Origin of the sequence: Rhodococcus sp. NPDC076796 (genome assembly GCF_040702765.1) — a bacterium.
GTDB lineage: Bacteria > Actinomycetota > Actinomycetes > Mycobacteriales > Mycobacteriaceae > Rhodococcoides.
In genome coordinates this window covers 18,948-34,885 of sequence record NZ_JBFBMS010000012.1, presented here as the reverse complement: position 1 = coordinate 34,885, position 15,938 = coordinate 18,948, and the positions used below count along the sequence as shown (strand labels likewise).

Below are 15,938 nucleotides of genomic sequence, written 5' to 3'. Positions count from 1 at the left end.
CCCCTAGCGTCGTAACCGACAGCGACGACAGGGAGCCACGAGAAGTGTTGATCAACCGTTGTGCAGCAGCACTTGCGGTGATCTCGGCCGTTCTTCACCTGAGGATGGGCATCGGTAGCGCGGTCGGTGTTGTCGTCGCCGCCATGGCTGTGGTGTGCCTGCTGTGTGCTGCCGATCTGTGGCGGTCGAACAACAATCGTCCGTGGGTGGTCATGGCGGCGTCGAGTGCCGTGATGCTGCTTGCGCATGCCTCCGGTCCGACAGGACATCATCAGGCCGTCGTTGTCGGCGGTGTCAGCGACGTGTCGCCGGCCTCGACTGTAGCGGCAATCGAACTCATGCTCGCCGCCGTCGTCGTGTTCCTTCGCACGCGCCGCATTCCGCCAGAATTTCTCCACTACCCATTGCAGGAGCCACGATGACCGATACCTTTGCGCCCGTTGTAGTTCACCCCCTCGAACCGCTGACCCCGCAGGAGATTTCGAGGACGTCGGCGATAGTCGTTCGCGAGCAGAATCTGACCTCCGCGGCACGCTTCGTCTACATCGAGCTGCTGGAGCCGGCGAAAACTGATCTGCAGCAATCGGATACGGACCGTCGAGCATTCGTCGTCCTGCGTGACCGTGACGCACATGCCACTTTCGAGGCAGTTGTCTCGCTCACCCACCAGGCCCTGATCAGCTACACCGAGATCGCCGACGCCCAGCCACCCATCACGTTGGAGGAATTTCTTCGCTGCGAGGACGTCATCAAGGCCGACCCGCGCTGGCAGGCGGCAATGGTCAAGCGCGGCGTCACCGACTTCTCGCTGGCAATGGTGGACAAGTGGGCCAGCGGCCACACCGTGGAGGGCGACAATCCCGGCGGTCGACGCCTCGCCCGCCCTCTGACGTTCGTGCGGAGCGAAGCGCAGGAGAACGGCTATGCGCGGCCGGTCGAAAACCTCGTCGTGACGGTCGATATGGACACGATGGAGGTCGTCGACGTCGCAGACACCGGCGTCGTCCCCATCCCCCACACGCCGGGCAACTACCTACCCGGATTCTACGAACGCCCCGGCAATGTCCCGGAGTTCGCGCAGCAGCGGGCACCGATGAAGAAGATCGACATCACTCAACCCGACGGTGCGTCGTTCACGGTGGACGGCCACTACGTCGAGTGGGCGAATTGGCGCATGCGCGTGGGGTTCACGCCGCGGGAAGGCCTCGTGCTGCACGAAGTCGGATACGTCGATCGGGGAACCCTGCGCCCGATCGTCCATCGAGCATCCCTGTCGGAGATGTACGTGCCTTACGGCGATCCGGGCGACAGCCAGTGGAACAAGAACGTGTTCGACGAGGGCGAGTACGGGCTCGGCGTTCTCGCCAATTCCCTACAGCTGGGCTGTGATTGCCTCGGCGAAATCCACTATTTCGACGCGTACGTCAACGATCAGGACGGTCAACCGATCGAGCTGCCGAATGCGATCTGCATGCACGAGGAGGACTACAGCATCGGCTGGAAGCACACCGACTTTCGCGACAACGTCGGCCAGGTCCGGCGCAACCGTCGTCTCGTCGTGTCGTTCTTCGCCACCGTGGGCAACTACGACTACGGCTTCTACTGGCATCTGTATCTCGACGGGTCCATCGAGTTCGAGATCAAGTTGACCGGCATCATCTCCACCGGTGCGATCGAGCCGGGCACGGTCCCCGAGTTCGGCACCCTCGTCGCTCCCGGTCTCTACGGGCCGCATCATCAACACTTCTTCAGCGTTCGTCTGGACATGAACGTGGACGGGGCACGCAACAACCTCTACGAACTCGAAGCCGAGGCAGTCCCCGCCGGGCCGGAGAATCCGCACGGCAACGCCTGGCGACAAACCAAACGACAGCTCACGAGCGAGTCCGAAGCGCAACGCATCGCCGATCCACTCAGTGCCCGCTCCTGGTTGATCGCCAACGCGGACAAGAAGAACAAGCTCGGTGGGCACATCGGGTACAAGATCGAGCCGTCCGGTGCGGTCGCTCTGCCTCTCGCACAGCCAGGTTCGCAGCAGGCGCGCCGAGGCGGGTTCGCCACCAAGCACCTGTGGGCGACGCCGTACGCAGAACGTGAGCGCTACGCGGCCGGCGAGTACGTGGCACAGAACCCCGGACTCGACGGGCTCGTGAAGTACACGAGCGGTGACCGTTCCCTCGAAAACGCCGACCTGGTCATCTGGCCCACTATCGCTGCACACCACGTGGTGCGCCCCGAGGATTGGCCGGTCATGCCGGTCAGTCATGTGAGTCTGCACCTCAAGCCCACGGGATTCTTCGACGGCAATCCGATGCTGGATCTGGCACCGGAGACGCCGAAGCCCGCCGGGCATTGCTGCAACGAGTAGCTCTGCACGTCCTGGCCCGGGGACCACGGTCTCCGGGCCTACGCGTCTAGGTCGCCGTCTCGGTGACCGACGCACTCACCAGCGACGAGGTGCGCACACTCAATCGGGTTCGGTCGGCTCGGAACAGGTCCACGGAATATTCGACGGGTCGTTCGGACTGGTCGTATCCGATGCGTTCGAGTTTCAGGATGGGCGTTCCCTCGGGTTGTCGGAGCAGCGAGCCCGCGGGCGCACTGATCGTCGCCAATTCGATGGATTCGTCTGCCATGCAGACCGATACGCCGAGCCGTGTACGCAGAGCCTCGTACACCGAGTCCAACGAGGTCTCCAGCACTCGGCCACAGATGCTGTCACTGAGGTACATCTGCTCCAGCGACAGCGTGTCGCCGTCGGCGAAGCGCAGCCGCAGCAGCGACACCACCGGTCCGTCTCCCAGAACCTGCGCCGCCTCCGGGCTCGGCTCGGAGATGCGCGCCGAGATGACTTTGGTCCCGTCTCGAAATCCCTGCTCGTGCAGCATCTGTGGGACGCCCTTGACGGTGTTGAGGCTTCGGAGCAGTCGCCGGCTCTGACAGAGGGACTGCGCACTTTCCGGCGACGACGAACCCGGTGTCACCGAGGTCAGGAACGCGCCGCCGGCTCTACCCTTCGTCCGTCGGATGACGCCGTCACGTTCGAGGAGATCCAGCGCTTTGCGCAGCGTCGTCCGTGACGTACCGAGCCGCTCGGCCAGTTCGCGTTCGGGAGGCAACCGGGCAACGGACCGCGATTCGAGCTCGGCCGCCAACCGAAGAAGCGCGGCGTGGGTCTGCTCCATCAACAGCACCGGACCACCTCGATTTCTCCTGGAATGACTGCAGTGTCCATTCAATCTTCAATCAGGGCCGCGCAACACCCCTCGACCTGGGCATTAACGCACGATTAACACGGCGGGTGTCCTATGACCCGCAACCAGGTCACGCGTTACACGACGTTCACGTATCGACGAGAAAACCAGAAATGGTCTACGCCCATCGTTGCACCTACCCGAGAACGCAACATCTACCGAAGGGTGCAACACCGTGGAGGATTCCAGGTCGGCACGCGCCGCTCTCGGCGTGGAGCTCGCCCGCTCGGCGGGCGAGATCGCTCGTCGCTGGTTCGACACCTCAGCCCTCACCGTCGAACAGAAACAGGACGGTTCCCCTGTTACACAAGCGGATCGCGATATCGAGACGCACATCAGAGCCGGCGTCGCCGAGCACTTCCCCACCGACGGCTTTCTCGGGGAGGAGTTCGGTGAAACCGGCGGCACCTCCGACTACCGCTGGATCGTCGACCCGATCGACGGCACCAAGTCGTTCGTGCACGGAGTTCCGCTGTACGCCAACCTGATTGCGATCGAGGAAGGCGACGAGATCGTCTTCGGCGTCATCAACCTGCCCAGTGCCGACATCCTCATGCACGCCGAGCGTGGCAAAGGGTGCTGGAAAAACGGTAAGCAGGTACATGTTTCGAGCAGGACCGATCTCGACGGTGCCTACGTGATGGCAACCTGGCTCGAGGACTGGCACCCCGATACCATCGTCGACCTCCACGCCACGGGTGCAGTGCTGCGCACCTGGGGCGACGCCTACGGCTACATGATGGTCGCGAGCGGCCAGGCCGATGCAGTGGTCGACTACACGACGCAGATCTACGATCTTGCCCCCATGCCGGTGATCATCGAGGAAGCCGGCGGCACGTTCACCTCGCTCGACGGAGCGCGAGACTTCGACAAAGGCAACGGGATTGCGACCAACGGCGCAATTCACGACTCGGTTCTCAAAATAGTCAACCAAGGATGACGCACATGAAAGAGTACATTCGCGGCCTGAGCCGAAAGAGCATCATGACGTTCTTCGGCGGTATCTACGCTCTCGCTCTGCTCTTCGCGCTGTTCCCACCGCTCTACATGTGGGGCAGCGGAATTCGCTACGAAATCCTCGGCATCCCGTTCGCCATCATGTACTGGCTGATCAACGGAGTCGTGCTCGGACTGACCCTGTGGGGCCTTTACATCGTCGAGGACATCCGCGGCGAACTCGACGAGGACCTCCTCCCCGCTACCGCACCGCTGACTGGAGAATGACATGTTGATCATGCTGGGAATGCTCGGCGTCTTCTACGCCGTCGTCATCTTCATTCTGTACACCACCCAACAGAAGACCTCCCCGACGTTCGACGAGTACTCGGTCGGCGGTCGCAGCTACGGCCCCTGGTACGTCGCGATGAGCTACGTCAACTCGTGGTGGCCGGGCTCGGTGTTCATCGCGTTCTTCGGACTCGCCAGCGGCGCAGGCGTATTCGGTATGTACGGCCTCGCGTACTCCAGTCTCGGTGTCGCCATGATGTACTTCATGGCCACCCGCGCCTGGCGGTGGGGAGCGAAGTACAACCTCCGCTCACAGCCCGACTTGCTCGGCCTGCGCTTCAACTCGCGCGGCACCAAGATAGTCGCCAGCGTGATCGGTATCGTCTCGCTCTTCCCCTGGGTGGTGCTCGGCATGCAGGCACTCGGCGAGGTCTTCCAGATCGCCAGTGCTGGAGCATGGTCGGTCACCACGTGCCTGTTCGTCGGCCTGGCCGTCATCGTCATCCGCCAGTACTGGACCGTCAAGATGGGCATGCGCGGCCTGATCATGACCGACATGTTCCAAGGCATCGTCGCGTATGTCTTCTCCGCGGCACTCTGCCTGATCCTGCTCTCCGGTGTCGCCGGCGGTCCGATCAGCTTCTCGACTCTGGGAGACGTCGCCGACGAGTATCTACGCGTCCCCGGCGACGGCGACTCCTACGGCCCGTTCTACCTCTTCGCCCTCATCTTCACCGGCGTCGTCGGATCGCTCTGCTGGCCGACGAGCTTTCAGCGCATCTACACCGCCTCCAGCGTCCGCGCAGTCAAGTCCGGCACCATCCGCACCGTGCTGATCTCCGGCGTCTTCTACTCCCTGCTCATGCTCGTCGGCATCGCCGGCACGGTCATCCCCGCCGTGGCCGATTCACCGCAGACCGGCTGGTTCACCATCATGGAGAGCTACGGCGGAACTTGGCTCCTCGGACTCGGTGCCACCATGGTGTTCGCCGCATCCATGGGCCACATCGACGGCAGCGTCCAGGTCTGCGGCCTGCAGATCGCCAACGACCTCGTCAACTCCGACAAGCGCAAGCTCACCGACAGCCAGCTCACCAAGGTGGCCAAGGGCAGCATGCTCGCCTTCATGGCCGCCGCGGCCATCGTCGCCTACGCCACCTTCAACATGACACGGCTGCAGCTTCTCGCGCAGATCTCGTATCAAGGCGTTGTGCAGCTTGCCATTCCGCTGTTCCTCGGAGTGTTCTGGCGCGGCGGTAACGGTAAGGGCGCAGTCGCGGGCATGATCTCCGGTTTCTCCGTCGCTCTGCTGCTCACCGCGATCTACCCGGACGACATCGCCGGGCTGGGCAGCCTCACCGGTGGCGTAGTCGGCATGGCCGTCAACCTGACCGTCTTCCTCATCGTCTCCAAGGTCACCGGAACGACGACCGAGGAGAAGGCCCGCGTCGACGAGATGTTCGAGGTCGGCAAGCGTCCTACCCGCACGGCACCGGTCGACCTGTCCTTCGAGGACCAGATCGAAGAACTCGCTGCCAACCCCGCACCGGAGAAGATCTAGTGGCTTTTCTCGACGATTTCGCAGCGATCTCGCAGTTCGGTGCCACCGCCGCCGGCGGCGTGCACCGCGAGGCAGCAACCGCGGACGACGGTCGAACCAGGCGGTTCCTCGCCGACTGGTTCGACCGGCACGGCTTCACCACCACCGTCGACGCGGTGGGAAACATGTACGGCACCGTCGACTTCGTGCCCGGCGCACCGTACGTCCTCGTCGGATCGCATCTCGACAGTCAGCCGACGGCCGGGAAGTACGACGGGGCCTACGGGGTCCTCGCCGCGGCCCACGCCGCGTACGAGGTCACAGAATGCGTCGAACGTGGCTCGGTCGCTCCACAATTCAACCTTGCGGTGGTGAACTGGTTCAACGAGGAAGGTTCCCGTTTCTCGCCCAGCCTCATGGGAAGCGGGGTCTTCATCGGCAAGTTCGATGCCGAGGACATCCTGAAGGTCACCGACCGCAGTGGCGTCAGCGTGCGGGATGCTCTCTTCGAGATAGGGTTTCACGGCACAGGCGATGCACCCGAGGCCGCCGCCTACGCCGAGATCCACATCGAACAGGGTCCTATCCTCGAGAACACGGGCACGACGATCGGCATCGTCACCGCCAACTGGGCCGCACGGAAGTACTCGATCACCGTGCACGGCGAGCAGTCGCACACCGGCGCAACTCATATGGCTCTGCGCCACGACGCGTTGGTCGGCGCATCGCGCATCGTGCTCGCTGCACGGGATCTCACCACGCAGTTCCCCGAGGAGGCGCTGCTGGCATCGGTCGGCGAGTTCGATGTCGAACCCAACTCCCCCATCGTCGTGCCGTCGAAGGTCACCATGGCCATCGACCTCCGGTCCGCCGATCCCGAGGTCCTCGAGCAGGCCCACTGGAAGCTGCTTGCCGCAATCGATTCCGTCAACACCGACGGGGAGGTGCGGGTCAGCATCGACACCTCGGCGCTACGGCCGTCCACGAGCTACCAGATCGAGGGCGTCGAACTGGCCGAGGAGGCCGCCGAGGCACTCGGATTGTCATCTCGTCGGATGCTCACCATGGCCGGCCACGACTCGGTGAACCTCAAGGACGTCGTCCCGACGGTGATGCTGTTCGTCCCCAGCGTCGACGGCATCTCGCACAGCGAGAAGGAATTGACGCACGACGGCGACCTGCTCGCGGGCGTGAAGATGCTCGCCGAAACCGTCGCACGGCTCGTCCGCGGCGACATCGGAGTCGGCCCGAACGTCGAACTCGTCGGCCTGAAAGGCACTCGATGAATCCCCTTCTGACGAAGACGATCGCCGAGATACGGGAGGCGTTCGGTACCGGTGAGACCACTCCCCTACACCTGCTCGACGCCACGCTGGAGCATTTGGCGGCCGCCGACCCCGTGATCAATGCGATGGCGTACGTGGACGAGTCGGGTGCCCGTGCGGCAGCGGAGGCCGCGACCGATCGACTCGTATCCGGCCGTGGCCGAGGCGACCTGGACGGCATTCCGGTGACGATCAAGGACAGCGTCCATGCGATCGGGATGCCGTGGCGGCACGGCGTCGCAGCCAATGCGGACCTACCGATGTCGACCGTCGATGCGCCGCCGGCTGCCCGGCTGAAGGAAGCGGGTGCCGTCATCGTCGGCAAGACCACCATGCCGGACATGGGGATGATGGCAGCCGGCGTCAGCTCGCTGTACGGCATCACCCGCAATCCCTGGGACATCTCCCGCAACACCGGTGGATCCAGCGCCGGCGCAGGTGCGTCGCTGGCGTCGGGCATCGGGTTCGGTTCTGTCGGTTCCGATATCGCCGGGTCGGTGCGGTTGCCTGCCGGACACTGCGGGCTCGTCGCCTTGAAGCCGACGCAGGGCCGCATTCCGCACACCGCTCCGTCGACCATGCGATCGGCCGGTCCGATGGCGCGCACCGTCGACGATCTCATCGACCTCTACGGCGTCATCTCGAGGCCCGATCCACGCGACACGTGGAGCCTGCCCTACGAGGACACCTCCGACATACACGCGGTCCTCGCTCCTGCCGGACTTCGCATCGGCGTCATGCTCGACATGGGCTACGGTCCCCCCGTTTCCGACGACGTACAGGCCGTGGTGCGTTCTGCAGCAATGCAACTGACGGCAGCGGGTGCCGTGGTCACCGAAATGCCTCCGGTCTTTGCCACAGATCCGTACCCGGCGTTGGATCGCCTGTTCCAGGTTCGCGCGCGCACGGAGTGGGAGGCCATTCCCGAGAATCGTCGATCGCAGGTACTGCCCGCGGTCGCGGATTGGGCCTCGGCGGCGGCACAGTATTCGGCGGCTCAGTTCTCGCGCGATACCGATGCGGTGATGCGCTCGCAGGAGATGGTTCGGGCGCAGACGGCCGAGTTCGACTTCGTCATCTCCCCGGTCATTCCCACGGTGGGCTTCGGAGCCGATGAGGTCGGGCTCGACCCGGCACAACCTTTGGGCCACTGCAGTTTCACCGCGTGGTTCAACCAGACCGCACAGCCTGCCTCCGCACTCTGCTTCGGCTTCAGCGCACACATGCCCGTCGGGATCCAGGTCGTCGGACCTCGGTTCGCAGACCAGGCGGTACTACGACTGACGAAATGGCTCGAAGGTGCACGCGGCTTCGAGATGAACTGGCCGACGGCTGTGGCCGCAGAGACGATCGGAGTACTGGGATGACTGTGCGGCAGACACTGAGCGAGTTGGGGATCTGGGCAACGGGCGACCTGACGTTGGACCCCAGTACCACCATGGCGAGCCCCAGTTGGTGGGGCGCGGACTCCGAGCGTTATTCGGCGCGGGCCGAGGTTGCGGACTCCGGTGCGGGCTCGGCCGCGTACGTGAAGGTGATGGAACCGCATGCCCGCGACTACGTCGATGTCGCAGCGACGTTCTCGGCTGCGACCACGGCCGGTGACGCGGGCATCGGCCCGACTGTCTTCTTCTCCGACGCGGCTTCCGGCGTGTTGGTGATGGAGGACTTCACCGGACTGTGTTCGACCGCAACGCTCGATCTGTTCGACGAGGACGCGAATGTCGAGAAGCTGGTGGCGTTGCGGACATCGGTTCACGGGCTCAGCGGAATCACCAGACGTGCTTCGGTGTTCGACGACCTGACACACGTCATCGGTTTGGTCGAGAAGGTCGGCGGCCTGTTTCCGGCCGACTTCGATTGGATGCTCCGGACTCTTGCGCCTGCTCGAGTCCGCATCGACAGTGCCGGGTTCGACGCGGTCCCCTGCCACGGCGACGGCAACGTCTCCAATGTCCTGATGCTCGACGACGGCGGTATGCGGCTCGTCGACTGGGACGTTGCAGCGCTGATGGATCCGCTGCAGGACATCGGTGCGTTGCTCGCCGAGATCCGCCCGTTCGACACCGACGCACGTGAGGTGTTCGAGATGATGTGGGGGTCGTTCGACAGTGCGCTGTTCGATCGCGCCCGCCTCTACGGCATCGCCGACTCCCTGCGGTGGGCCCTGATCGGCTCGTATGCAGACGCAATGAGACCGGGTACGCAGGAGTACTCGAAGTTCTCCGACTGGCAGTTCCTGAGGGCGCGCGCAGGATTGCGCGACCCCCATTTCGACGACCGAGTACGGAACATCTGAGGTGGCCATGAACGAGATCGCACTGGGATCCGCCCGCACCGAGCCCGAACGGCAGGTGGAGAAGGCTCTGGCCGCTGTTGCGGAGTGGGAGGGATTGAACATCACCTACGCCCCGGTACCCGGAGGGCTGATGAACAGCAATTGGCGCATCACCGTCGACGGGAAACCCAAGCGCTACTTCATGAAACTCCCCGGTGCCGGAACGGATTCGTTCATCGATCGGTCGCTGGCGAACGAAGCTGCCCGTCGCGCAGGCGCTCTGGACATCGGGCCCGAGGTGGTGCTGTTCGACCCGGTGACCGGGGTGGAGGTGATCGAGTTCCTGGAAGGCTACCGGGCGTGCACCAACGGTGATCTCAAGCGTCCGGAGATTCCCATGGGCATGATCGATCTGTACCGGGTGCTGCATTCGGGCAGCACGCTCAGTGTCACCAAGACAATCTTCGACATGATCGACGAACACCTCGATCAGGTTGCCGAACTCGGCGTGCGGTTACCCCGCGACTCCGAGGTGATCCTCGCCGAATACGGGCAGGCCAAGAATGCGATGCTGGCGTCCGGCCTGGATCTGGTTGCGTGTCACAACGACCCGATGCCCGGAAACATTCTCATCGGCGACGGTCTGCCGATGAAGTTGGTGGACTACGAGTTCGCGTCGAACAACGACCGTGCCTACGAGCTCGCCGTCATGATCACCGAGATGTTCTACGGCGAGCAGCAGACGATGGAATTGATCGAAGAGTTCTACGGGAAAGCCGAATGGTCGATGATCTCCCGGGTGCAGGTGTGCAGCGCCCTCGCCGACGTCAAGTGGGGCCTGTGGGGCTGCATGAACCACAAGCTCAGCACCGCATGGGATTTCGACTACCACAAGTACGGAACCTGGAAGCTTGCCCGCGCGAGGATGAAGATGGCGGATCCGCGTTGGGCGTTCTGGCTGCAGGGGTTGTGAGGTGACCACCCTCGATCGCGTCGGAGCTCTGAGCGTCAACGGTTTCGACGGGTCGTCGTCGGCTGGTTTGAGTGCTCACACGCGCGAGCTGGTCGACCGCCGGAGGCGGGTCCTCGGGCCCGCCTACCACCTGATGTACGAGACTCCGCTCGAGTTGGTACGAGGCGAGGGTGTGTACGTCTACGACGCCGACGGCACTCGGTACCTCGACATGTACAACAATGTTGCCAGCGTGGGGCATTGCCATCCTCGGGTGGTCGAGGCCGTCACTGGGCAGATGTCGTTGATCAACACGCACACGCGGTATCTGCACGAGGCCGTGATCGGATACGCAGAAGATCTGGTCGGTACTTTCCCTGACGGGCTGTGTACGGCGATGTTCACGTGTACCGGGTCCGAAGCGAACGACCTTGCGCTTCGCATCGCTCGGCACGCGACCGGCCGTCAGGGCATCATCGTCACCGAAAGCGCGTATCACGGTGGGACTGTGGATGTTGCGGCGTGTTCGCCGTCGATGGGTCCGGCGTCGGTCAGCGACGCGGCCTGGGTGCGTACGGTTTCGGCACCGGATTCCTACCGGGTGGACGGCGATCTGGGCACGTGGTTCGCCGAGAAGGTTCAGGAACAGATCGACGACTTGGTCTGCAGCGGTGTCGGTTTCGCCGCGCTGATGGTCGATTCGATCTTCGCCTCCGACGGGATCTTGCCGGAGCCGACACCGTTCGTGAAGCCTGCAGCTGACGTCGTTCACGCCGCAGGTGGGCTGTTGATCGCCGACGAGGTGCAGCCGGGGTTCGGCCGCTTGGGCGCGTCGATGTGGGGATTCGAGCGGCACGGGTTGCAGCCCGACATCGTCACCATGGGCAAACCGATGGGCAACGGTATGCCCATCGCGGGTCTGGTGATGCAGGGTTCTCTGGCCGAGTTATTCGGCCGAGACCTGCGCTACTTCAACACCTTCGGCGGTAATCCGGTGACGATCGCTGCGGCGCAAGCGGTGCTCGACGTCATCCGTGACGACGGGCTCGTGGCGAACTCGGCCTCGATGGGTACGCGCATGCTGGCAGGACTCCGAGAGGCCGCCGATCGCGTCGATTCCGTCGGGGACATCCGGGGTGCGGGGTTGTTCGTCGGAGTCGAATTCATCGGCCCGGCAGGTGAACCGGATCCGGCCGAGGCACTGCGCGTGGTCAACGCCATGAAGGAACGCGGGGTGCTGATCTCGGCCACCGGTTCGTACGGAAATACACTGAAGATCAGACCGCCGTTGACCATCGAGGCGGCGGACGTCGACCTGTTCCTCGAACAGTTCGCAAGGGTCGTGGACTGACCAACTGTCAGTGGGCGATCGAGTGCACCGGCCCCAACGACGCAAGCGTCATCTCTGCCACGTGTTCGAGTTGACTCCGCGTTGCGCCGTCCCGGGCGCGCTGGGACATGCCCTGAATGATGACGCCGATGAATTCCGCGACATCGACGGGCTCCCATGACGGGGGCAGGATGCCGTCGGCGATGTTCTCCGAAATGCGCTCGGACAGCAGGGCGACGTTGGCATTGCGCATGTCCCGCAATCGATCTGCGATGCTTCGATTGGCGTCGGTGACGCCGACCGCCGAGCTGATGATCAGACAGCCGCCTGGACAGGACTCGTCCGTGTAATGCAAGGCCGCGTCGTACAACAGCCGCGAGATCAGCTTTGCCGCGTGGGGCTCCTCTGCGAACGCTCGGTCCATGAAGTCGCCTCGGGTGGCGAGATAGCGATCGATCGTTGCGAAGAAAAGACCCTCCTTGCCTCCGAACGCACTGTAGAGACTCGGCGGGTTGATGCCCATCGCGCTGGTGAGCATCGAAACCGAGGTGCCCTCGTATCCGTGCTCCCAGAAGGCGAACATCGCCTGATCCAGCGCTGAGTCGACATCGAACCTGCGCCCCTGTCCTCGCACGCCGGCCATCGGGCCCTCCCCTTCTCGAACTGTTCTCGCAAACTGTGACTCACCATACTCCTGTATCGATCATTAAATGAATCGCCCAGCCTTCGACAGGAGGTTCGGTTCTTCGTGGAACGAAGGGGCAAAGAGTGGTCACGAAGACACGCAACGAATCGCCCGCGGTCAACGCGAACGTTGCACCCAGGCGGAGATCAGCGGGTTCCGGTTGCGAACTCGATCCGCAGTGCCATACTCGTGTAGTGATCACTACACGCAACCACGAGGGGGCTTCGTGAAGCACGACGACGTCTACATCACCGGGATCGCATCGGTTCTGGGACAGCGAGATCCGGTACGCGAGGCCGTCGCACGTGGCGACTACGACCCCGACGACGCGGCCGAGGACGACCTCGAATCGATCTCGGTGATACCGGGGGCGGCTCCCACCGAACTCGCAGCGCGAGCACTCGGAGAGGCGCTTTCCTTCGGCGAGGATCGACGAATCGACACCCTGATACACACCGGAATTCACTTCCAGGGTCAGGACTACTGGACCCCCGCCGCCCACATAGCTCGTACAGCTCTACCGGACGCAGCGTCGAGCAGATTGACCACATTGGAAATACGGCAGGCATCCAACGGTGGACTCGCAGCACTACACACTGGCGCACTGTTCGCAGCCGCCAACTCAGGCGGTGCTGTCGCCGTTACTGCGGCCGACGTATTCGCACAACCCCACTTCGACCGGTACCGCAGCGACAAGGGGCTTGTCCTCGCCGACGGTGCAGCAGCCGTCGTGCTCGACCGCTCCTCCGGAATCGCCGCCGTCCGCAGCAGCGCCTTGATCGGTGACCCGTCACTTGAGCCGCTCTACGCAGGCGATGCGCCGCGCCCTCTTCCCAACGATCCCTCGACGCGTCTCGACCTACGGGGAAGAAAGGACATCTATCTCGCCGATCATCCGATCGAGGAGGCCATCGCCAAACTGACTGGCGCCACCGAGGAAGTCCTGCGCATCGCGCTGGAAGACGCGGACTGCAAGATCGACCAGATCGATCGGTTCGTGTTCCCCAACACTGGCCGCGGAATCGCAGAGTGGAAATTTCTGTCTCAGTACGGGATCGACGAAGACCGGACACTCTGGAAATGGGGCCGCACCGTCGGCCATATCGGAGCAGCCGACCAGCTCGCGGGCCTGCATCACCTGATCTCGACAGGCGCAACTCCGAAGGGATCACTTGTTGCGCTGTGCTCCTCAGGGATCGGATTCAACTGGGGCGCAGCCATTATCGAAATCATTGCATGAACCGCCTATCCACTACTACTTCCACGAAGGGGTACTAGATGACCACCGAGCAACGGACCGCCACTGCGCCACAGTCCGACTCTCCAGGCATTCCCGTCGCACCGATACTTGCGATGATGCTGTGCGTATTCGCCCTGGGCAGTGCTGAATACGCGGTGATCGGCTTGCTTACCGAGATTGCCGTCGACGTCGGCACCACCGTCAGCACTGCCGCGTCGGTCGTCACGACCTACGCAGTGACCGTTGCTGTGACCGGCCCAATTCTGGCGGCATACTTGGCACGGTACTCGTCGAAACTGTCCATGGTCTGGCTCATGGTTGTGTTCCTGGTCGGCAACGTCATCTCGTCTTCCGCCCCCACAATTGCCGTTCTGCTCGCCGGCCGTGTGGTCGCAGCGCTGGCGCTCAGTGGGTTCATCGCATTCTCGATTGCCACCCTCGCACGCAGCGTTCCACCCGAACGCATCGCACAGGCCATCTCCTGGGTGGCCGGCGGTCTCATTCTTGCGATGATCCTGGGTGCTCCGGTGGGAACACTGATCGGACAACACTTCGGCTGGCGGGCGACCTTCGTCGCCCTTGCCGTGGTTGCTGCTGCCGGCATCGCGTTCGTGGCGCTGGCCATTCCGACCGACCCCGCCCCGGAAACGACACCGAGCATCGCACAGGAACTCAGGGTGATCCTCCGACGGCCCGTACTGATCGCATTGCTGTTCAGCGCCCTCGGGCAGACCGGCTTCTTCACCGCCTACACCTACATCGCGCCCACACTCGAAAACATCACCGGATTCGACGGAGGCACCATTGCTTTCCTACTGTTCGTGTTCGGTGTCGGGGGCTTCCTCGGGAATCTCGTCGGGGGTCGTCTCGCCGACCGAAATCTGGCGCGCGCCCTTGTCGGCTTGTTGGTAGTTCTCGTCGTCGCACTGCTGGCCCTGAGCCTCGCGGCTCCTTCGAAACCCGCTGTCGTCGTCGCTCTGATAGCACTCGGCGCTGCAGGATTCGCAGTCGTACCCGCCTACCAAACGTGGGTGTTGACCGCAGCGGAGGGTGCCCCGTCGGCCCTCGCCGCGAACACGTCCGGCATCAATGTCGGTGTCGCGCTCGGATCGTTGATCGGCGGAACCACTCTGGCGCAGGGCCTGTCCGAGCGGAACCTCGGATGGATCGGTGCTGTGGCGACGGCGTTGGGCCTCGTCGTCGCCTTGTGGGCAACGCGTGGCCGCCTCCGCACCACCACCGATTTGGAGTCGGACGATGCCTCAGCGTGAGCGCTGGCGCGTCGCGCACCGGGGCTGTTCCCCACTGTGGACGTCGCGATGGTGCATCGCACCGAACTGGGCGCGAAGTGGACCGCGAACTATCTGCCATCGGTGAAGAACTTCTCCGTCGATGACGACTGGGAACGGGACCTGACCGGATCGGTCGCGGTTCTGGTGGCCACGCACCGCGCTGGGACCGTGGCGTCCATCGATGCGGCGCTGCGTCGGCTCGGCGATCGAGTAGTGGCTGTGCATCCGATAGGCGGTGTTCCGGCCAAGGCCACCTCCGACCTGCTGCCCGGTGTGGACATCGCCGGTGTTCGGCAGGCCAACACCGGCGGCCCGACGCCGCCCGCAGTCACGACATTCACCCGCGGCGCTCAGCGCGTGGCACTGACGGGCAATCGGGGCGTGACCAACAGTCAACTCACCGCAGCAGCAACGGCATTGACCAACTCCGAAAACTCCATCGACAGGCTCCTCACACATCGGCGCGGAATCGACGAGGGAACCGCGTTGATGAACACCATCTGCGAGCAACGAACGCGAGTCGTCGACGGGGAACTCGTGATCCGATTGGTCGTGGACCTCAACAGTCACGACTGACCGCTGCTCGCTCCGGACTATCCGTCGACCTCTACGCCGCAACGCACAGCCGGTGTGTGCTGGCCGGATCCCGTGCCGAGTCCCTCGCTCACCCGATCACCGATACTTACGCGTGAGAACGCATGCATAACCGTGGGGAGCGTGGCTATATCGTCATTCGGCTCCCTTATGCCTATGTCGACAGGCATAGAGGCTGTTCACCGGATAGTTCACGATGTAAGCTCCGATATGCATGCCTG

15 protein-coding genes are annotated in these 15,938 nt (G+C 63.6%); 13 read left to right on the top strand and 2 right to left on the bottom strand.

Features of this window, described 5'->3' with window-relative positions:
• Positions 1–44: 44 nt before the first annotated feature.
• Both AB0366_RS24055 and AB0366_RS24050 read left to right on the top strand, forming a co-directional pair.
• Entirely contained in the window at positions 45–422 is a 378-nt protein-coding gene (locus AB0366_RS24055; protein WP_366246220.1) for a hypothetical protein, read from the top strand.
• Complete coding sequence (locus AB0366_RS24050; RefSeq protein ID WP_366246219.1) at positions 419–2,368, top strand: primary-amine oxidase; 1,950 nt, start codon at positions 419–421, stop codon at positions 2,366–2,368. The genes AB0366_RS24055 and AB0366_RS24050 overlap by 4 nt, the downstream gene beginning before the upstream one ends.
• 46 nt (positions 2,369–2,414) lie before the next feature.
• Here the strand turns inward: AB0366_RS24050 and AB0366_RS24045 are convergent, their stop codons facing one another.
• On the bottom strand, positions 2,415–3,185 hold the full coding sequence (locus tag AB0366_RS24045; protein ID WP_366246296.1) for a GntR family transcriptional regulator: 771 nt from the start codon (positions 3,183–3,185) through the stop codon (positions 2,415–2,417).
• Between the two features lie 244 nt (positions 3,186–3,429).
• Here AB0366_RS24045 and AB0366_RS24040 point away from each other — a divergent pair, with 244 nt between their 5' ends.
• The 8 genes from AB0366_RS24040 to AB0366_RS24005 are packed head-to-tail and all read left to right on the top strand — an operon-like array spanning position 3,430 to position 11,927.
• Complete coding sequence (locus tag AB0366_RS24040; protein ID WP_366246218.1) at positions 3,430–4,194, top strand: inositol monophosphatase family protein; 765 nt, start codon at positions 3,430–3,432, stop codon at positions 4,192–4,194.
• A 5-nt stretch (positions 4,195–4,199) separates the two neighbouring features.
• Complete coding sequence (locus AB0366_RS24035) at positions 4,200–4,478, top strand: hypothetical protein (protein WP_094640059.1); 279 nt, start codon at positions 4,200–4,202, stop codon at positions 4,476–4,478.
• A 1-nt stretch (position 4,479) separates the two neighbouring features.
• Positions 4,480–6,042 carry a sodium:solute symporter family protein gene (locus AB0366_RS24030; protein WP_366246217.1) on the top strand — a complete coding sequence of 521 codons (1,563 nt, stop codon included), beginning with the start codon at positions 4,480–4,482 and terminating at the stop codon, positions 6,040–6,042.
• The gene (locus AB0366_RS24025; protein ID WP_366246216.1) at positions 6,042–7,307 is read left to right on the top strand and encodes a M20 family metallo-hydrolase; all 1,266 of its coding nucleotides are present in this window, start codon (positions 6,042–6,044) and stop codon (positions 7,305–7,307) included. The genes AB0366_RS24030 and AB0366_RS24025 overlap by 1 nt, the downstream gene beginning before the upstream one ends.
• Positions 7,304–8,713: an amidase gene (locus AB0366_RS24020; RefSeq protein WP_366246215.1), complete on the top strand. Its 1,410-nt coding sequence runs from the start codon at positions 7,304–7,306 to the stop codon at positions 8,711–8,713. The genes AB0366_RS24025 and AB0366_RS24020 overlap by 4 nt, the downstream gene beginning before the upstream one ends.
• Positions 8,710–9,645 carry a phosphotransferase gene (locus tag AB0366_RS24015; RefSeq protein WP_366246214.1) on the top strand — a complete coding sequence of 312 codons (936 nt, stop codon included), beginning with the start codon at positions 8,710–8,712 and terminating at the stop codon, positions 9,643–9,645. The genes AB0366_RS24020 and AB0366_RS24015 overlap by 4 nt, the downstream gene beginning before the upstream one ends.
• Before the next feature lie 7 nt (positions 9,646–9,652).
• Positions 9,653–10,597 carry a phosphotransferase gene (locus AB0366_RS24010; RefSeq protein ID WP_366246212.1) on the top strand — a complete coding sequence of 315 codons (945 nt, stop codon included), beginning with the start codon at positions 9,653–9,655 and terminating at the stop codon, positions 10,595–10,597.
• 1 nt (position 10,598) lies between these two features.
• Positions 10,599–11,927 carry an aspartate aminotransferase family protein gene (locus AB0366_RS24005; RefSeq protein WP_366246211.1) on the top strand — a complete coding sequence of 443 codons (1,329 nt, stop codon included), beginning with the start codon at positions 10,599–10,601 and terminating at the stop codon, positions 11,925–11,927.
• Positions 11,928–11,934: 7 nt separating this feature from the next.
• On the opposite strand, the gene AB0366_RS24000 is transcribed toward AB0366_RS24005, so the two are convergent.
• On the bottom strand, positions 11,935–12,549 hold the full coding sequence (locus AB0366_RS24000; RefSeq protein ID WP_366246209.1) for a TetR/AcrR family transcriptional regulator: 615 nt from the start codon (positions 12,547–12,549) through the stop codon (positions 11,935–11,937).
• Positions 12,550–12,817: 268 nt separating this feature from the next.
• On the opposite strand from AB0366_RS24000, the gene AB0366_RS23995 reads away from it, so the two are divergent.
• From AB0366_RS23995 to AB0366_RS23985, 3 genes are read left to right on the top strand one after another with little or no spacing between them, the layout of a single operon-like run.
• Entirely contained in the window at positions 12,818–13,831 is a 1,014-nt protein-coding gene (locus tag AB0366_RS23995) for a ketoacyl-ACP synthase III family protein (protein WP_366246208.1), read from the top strand.
• Between the two features lie 38 nt (positions 13,832–13,869).
• On the top strand, positions 13,870–15,102 hold the full coding sequence (locus AB0366_RS23990) for an MFS transporter (RefSeq protein ID WP_317804324.1): 1,233 nt from the start codon (positions 13,870–13,872) through the stop codon (positions 15,100–15,102).
• A gap of 48 nt (positions 15,103–15,150) precedes the next feature.
• The gene (locus AB0366_RS23985; RefSeq protein WP_366246206.1) at positions 15,151–15,699 is read left to right on the top strand and encodes a hypothetical protein; all 549 of its coding nucleotides are present in this window, start codon (positions 15,151–15,153) and stop codon (positions 15,697–15,699) included.
• Positions 15,700–15,938: the final 239 nt, after the last annotated feature.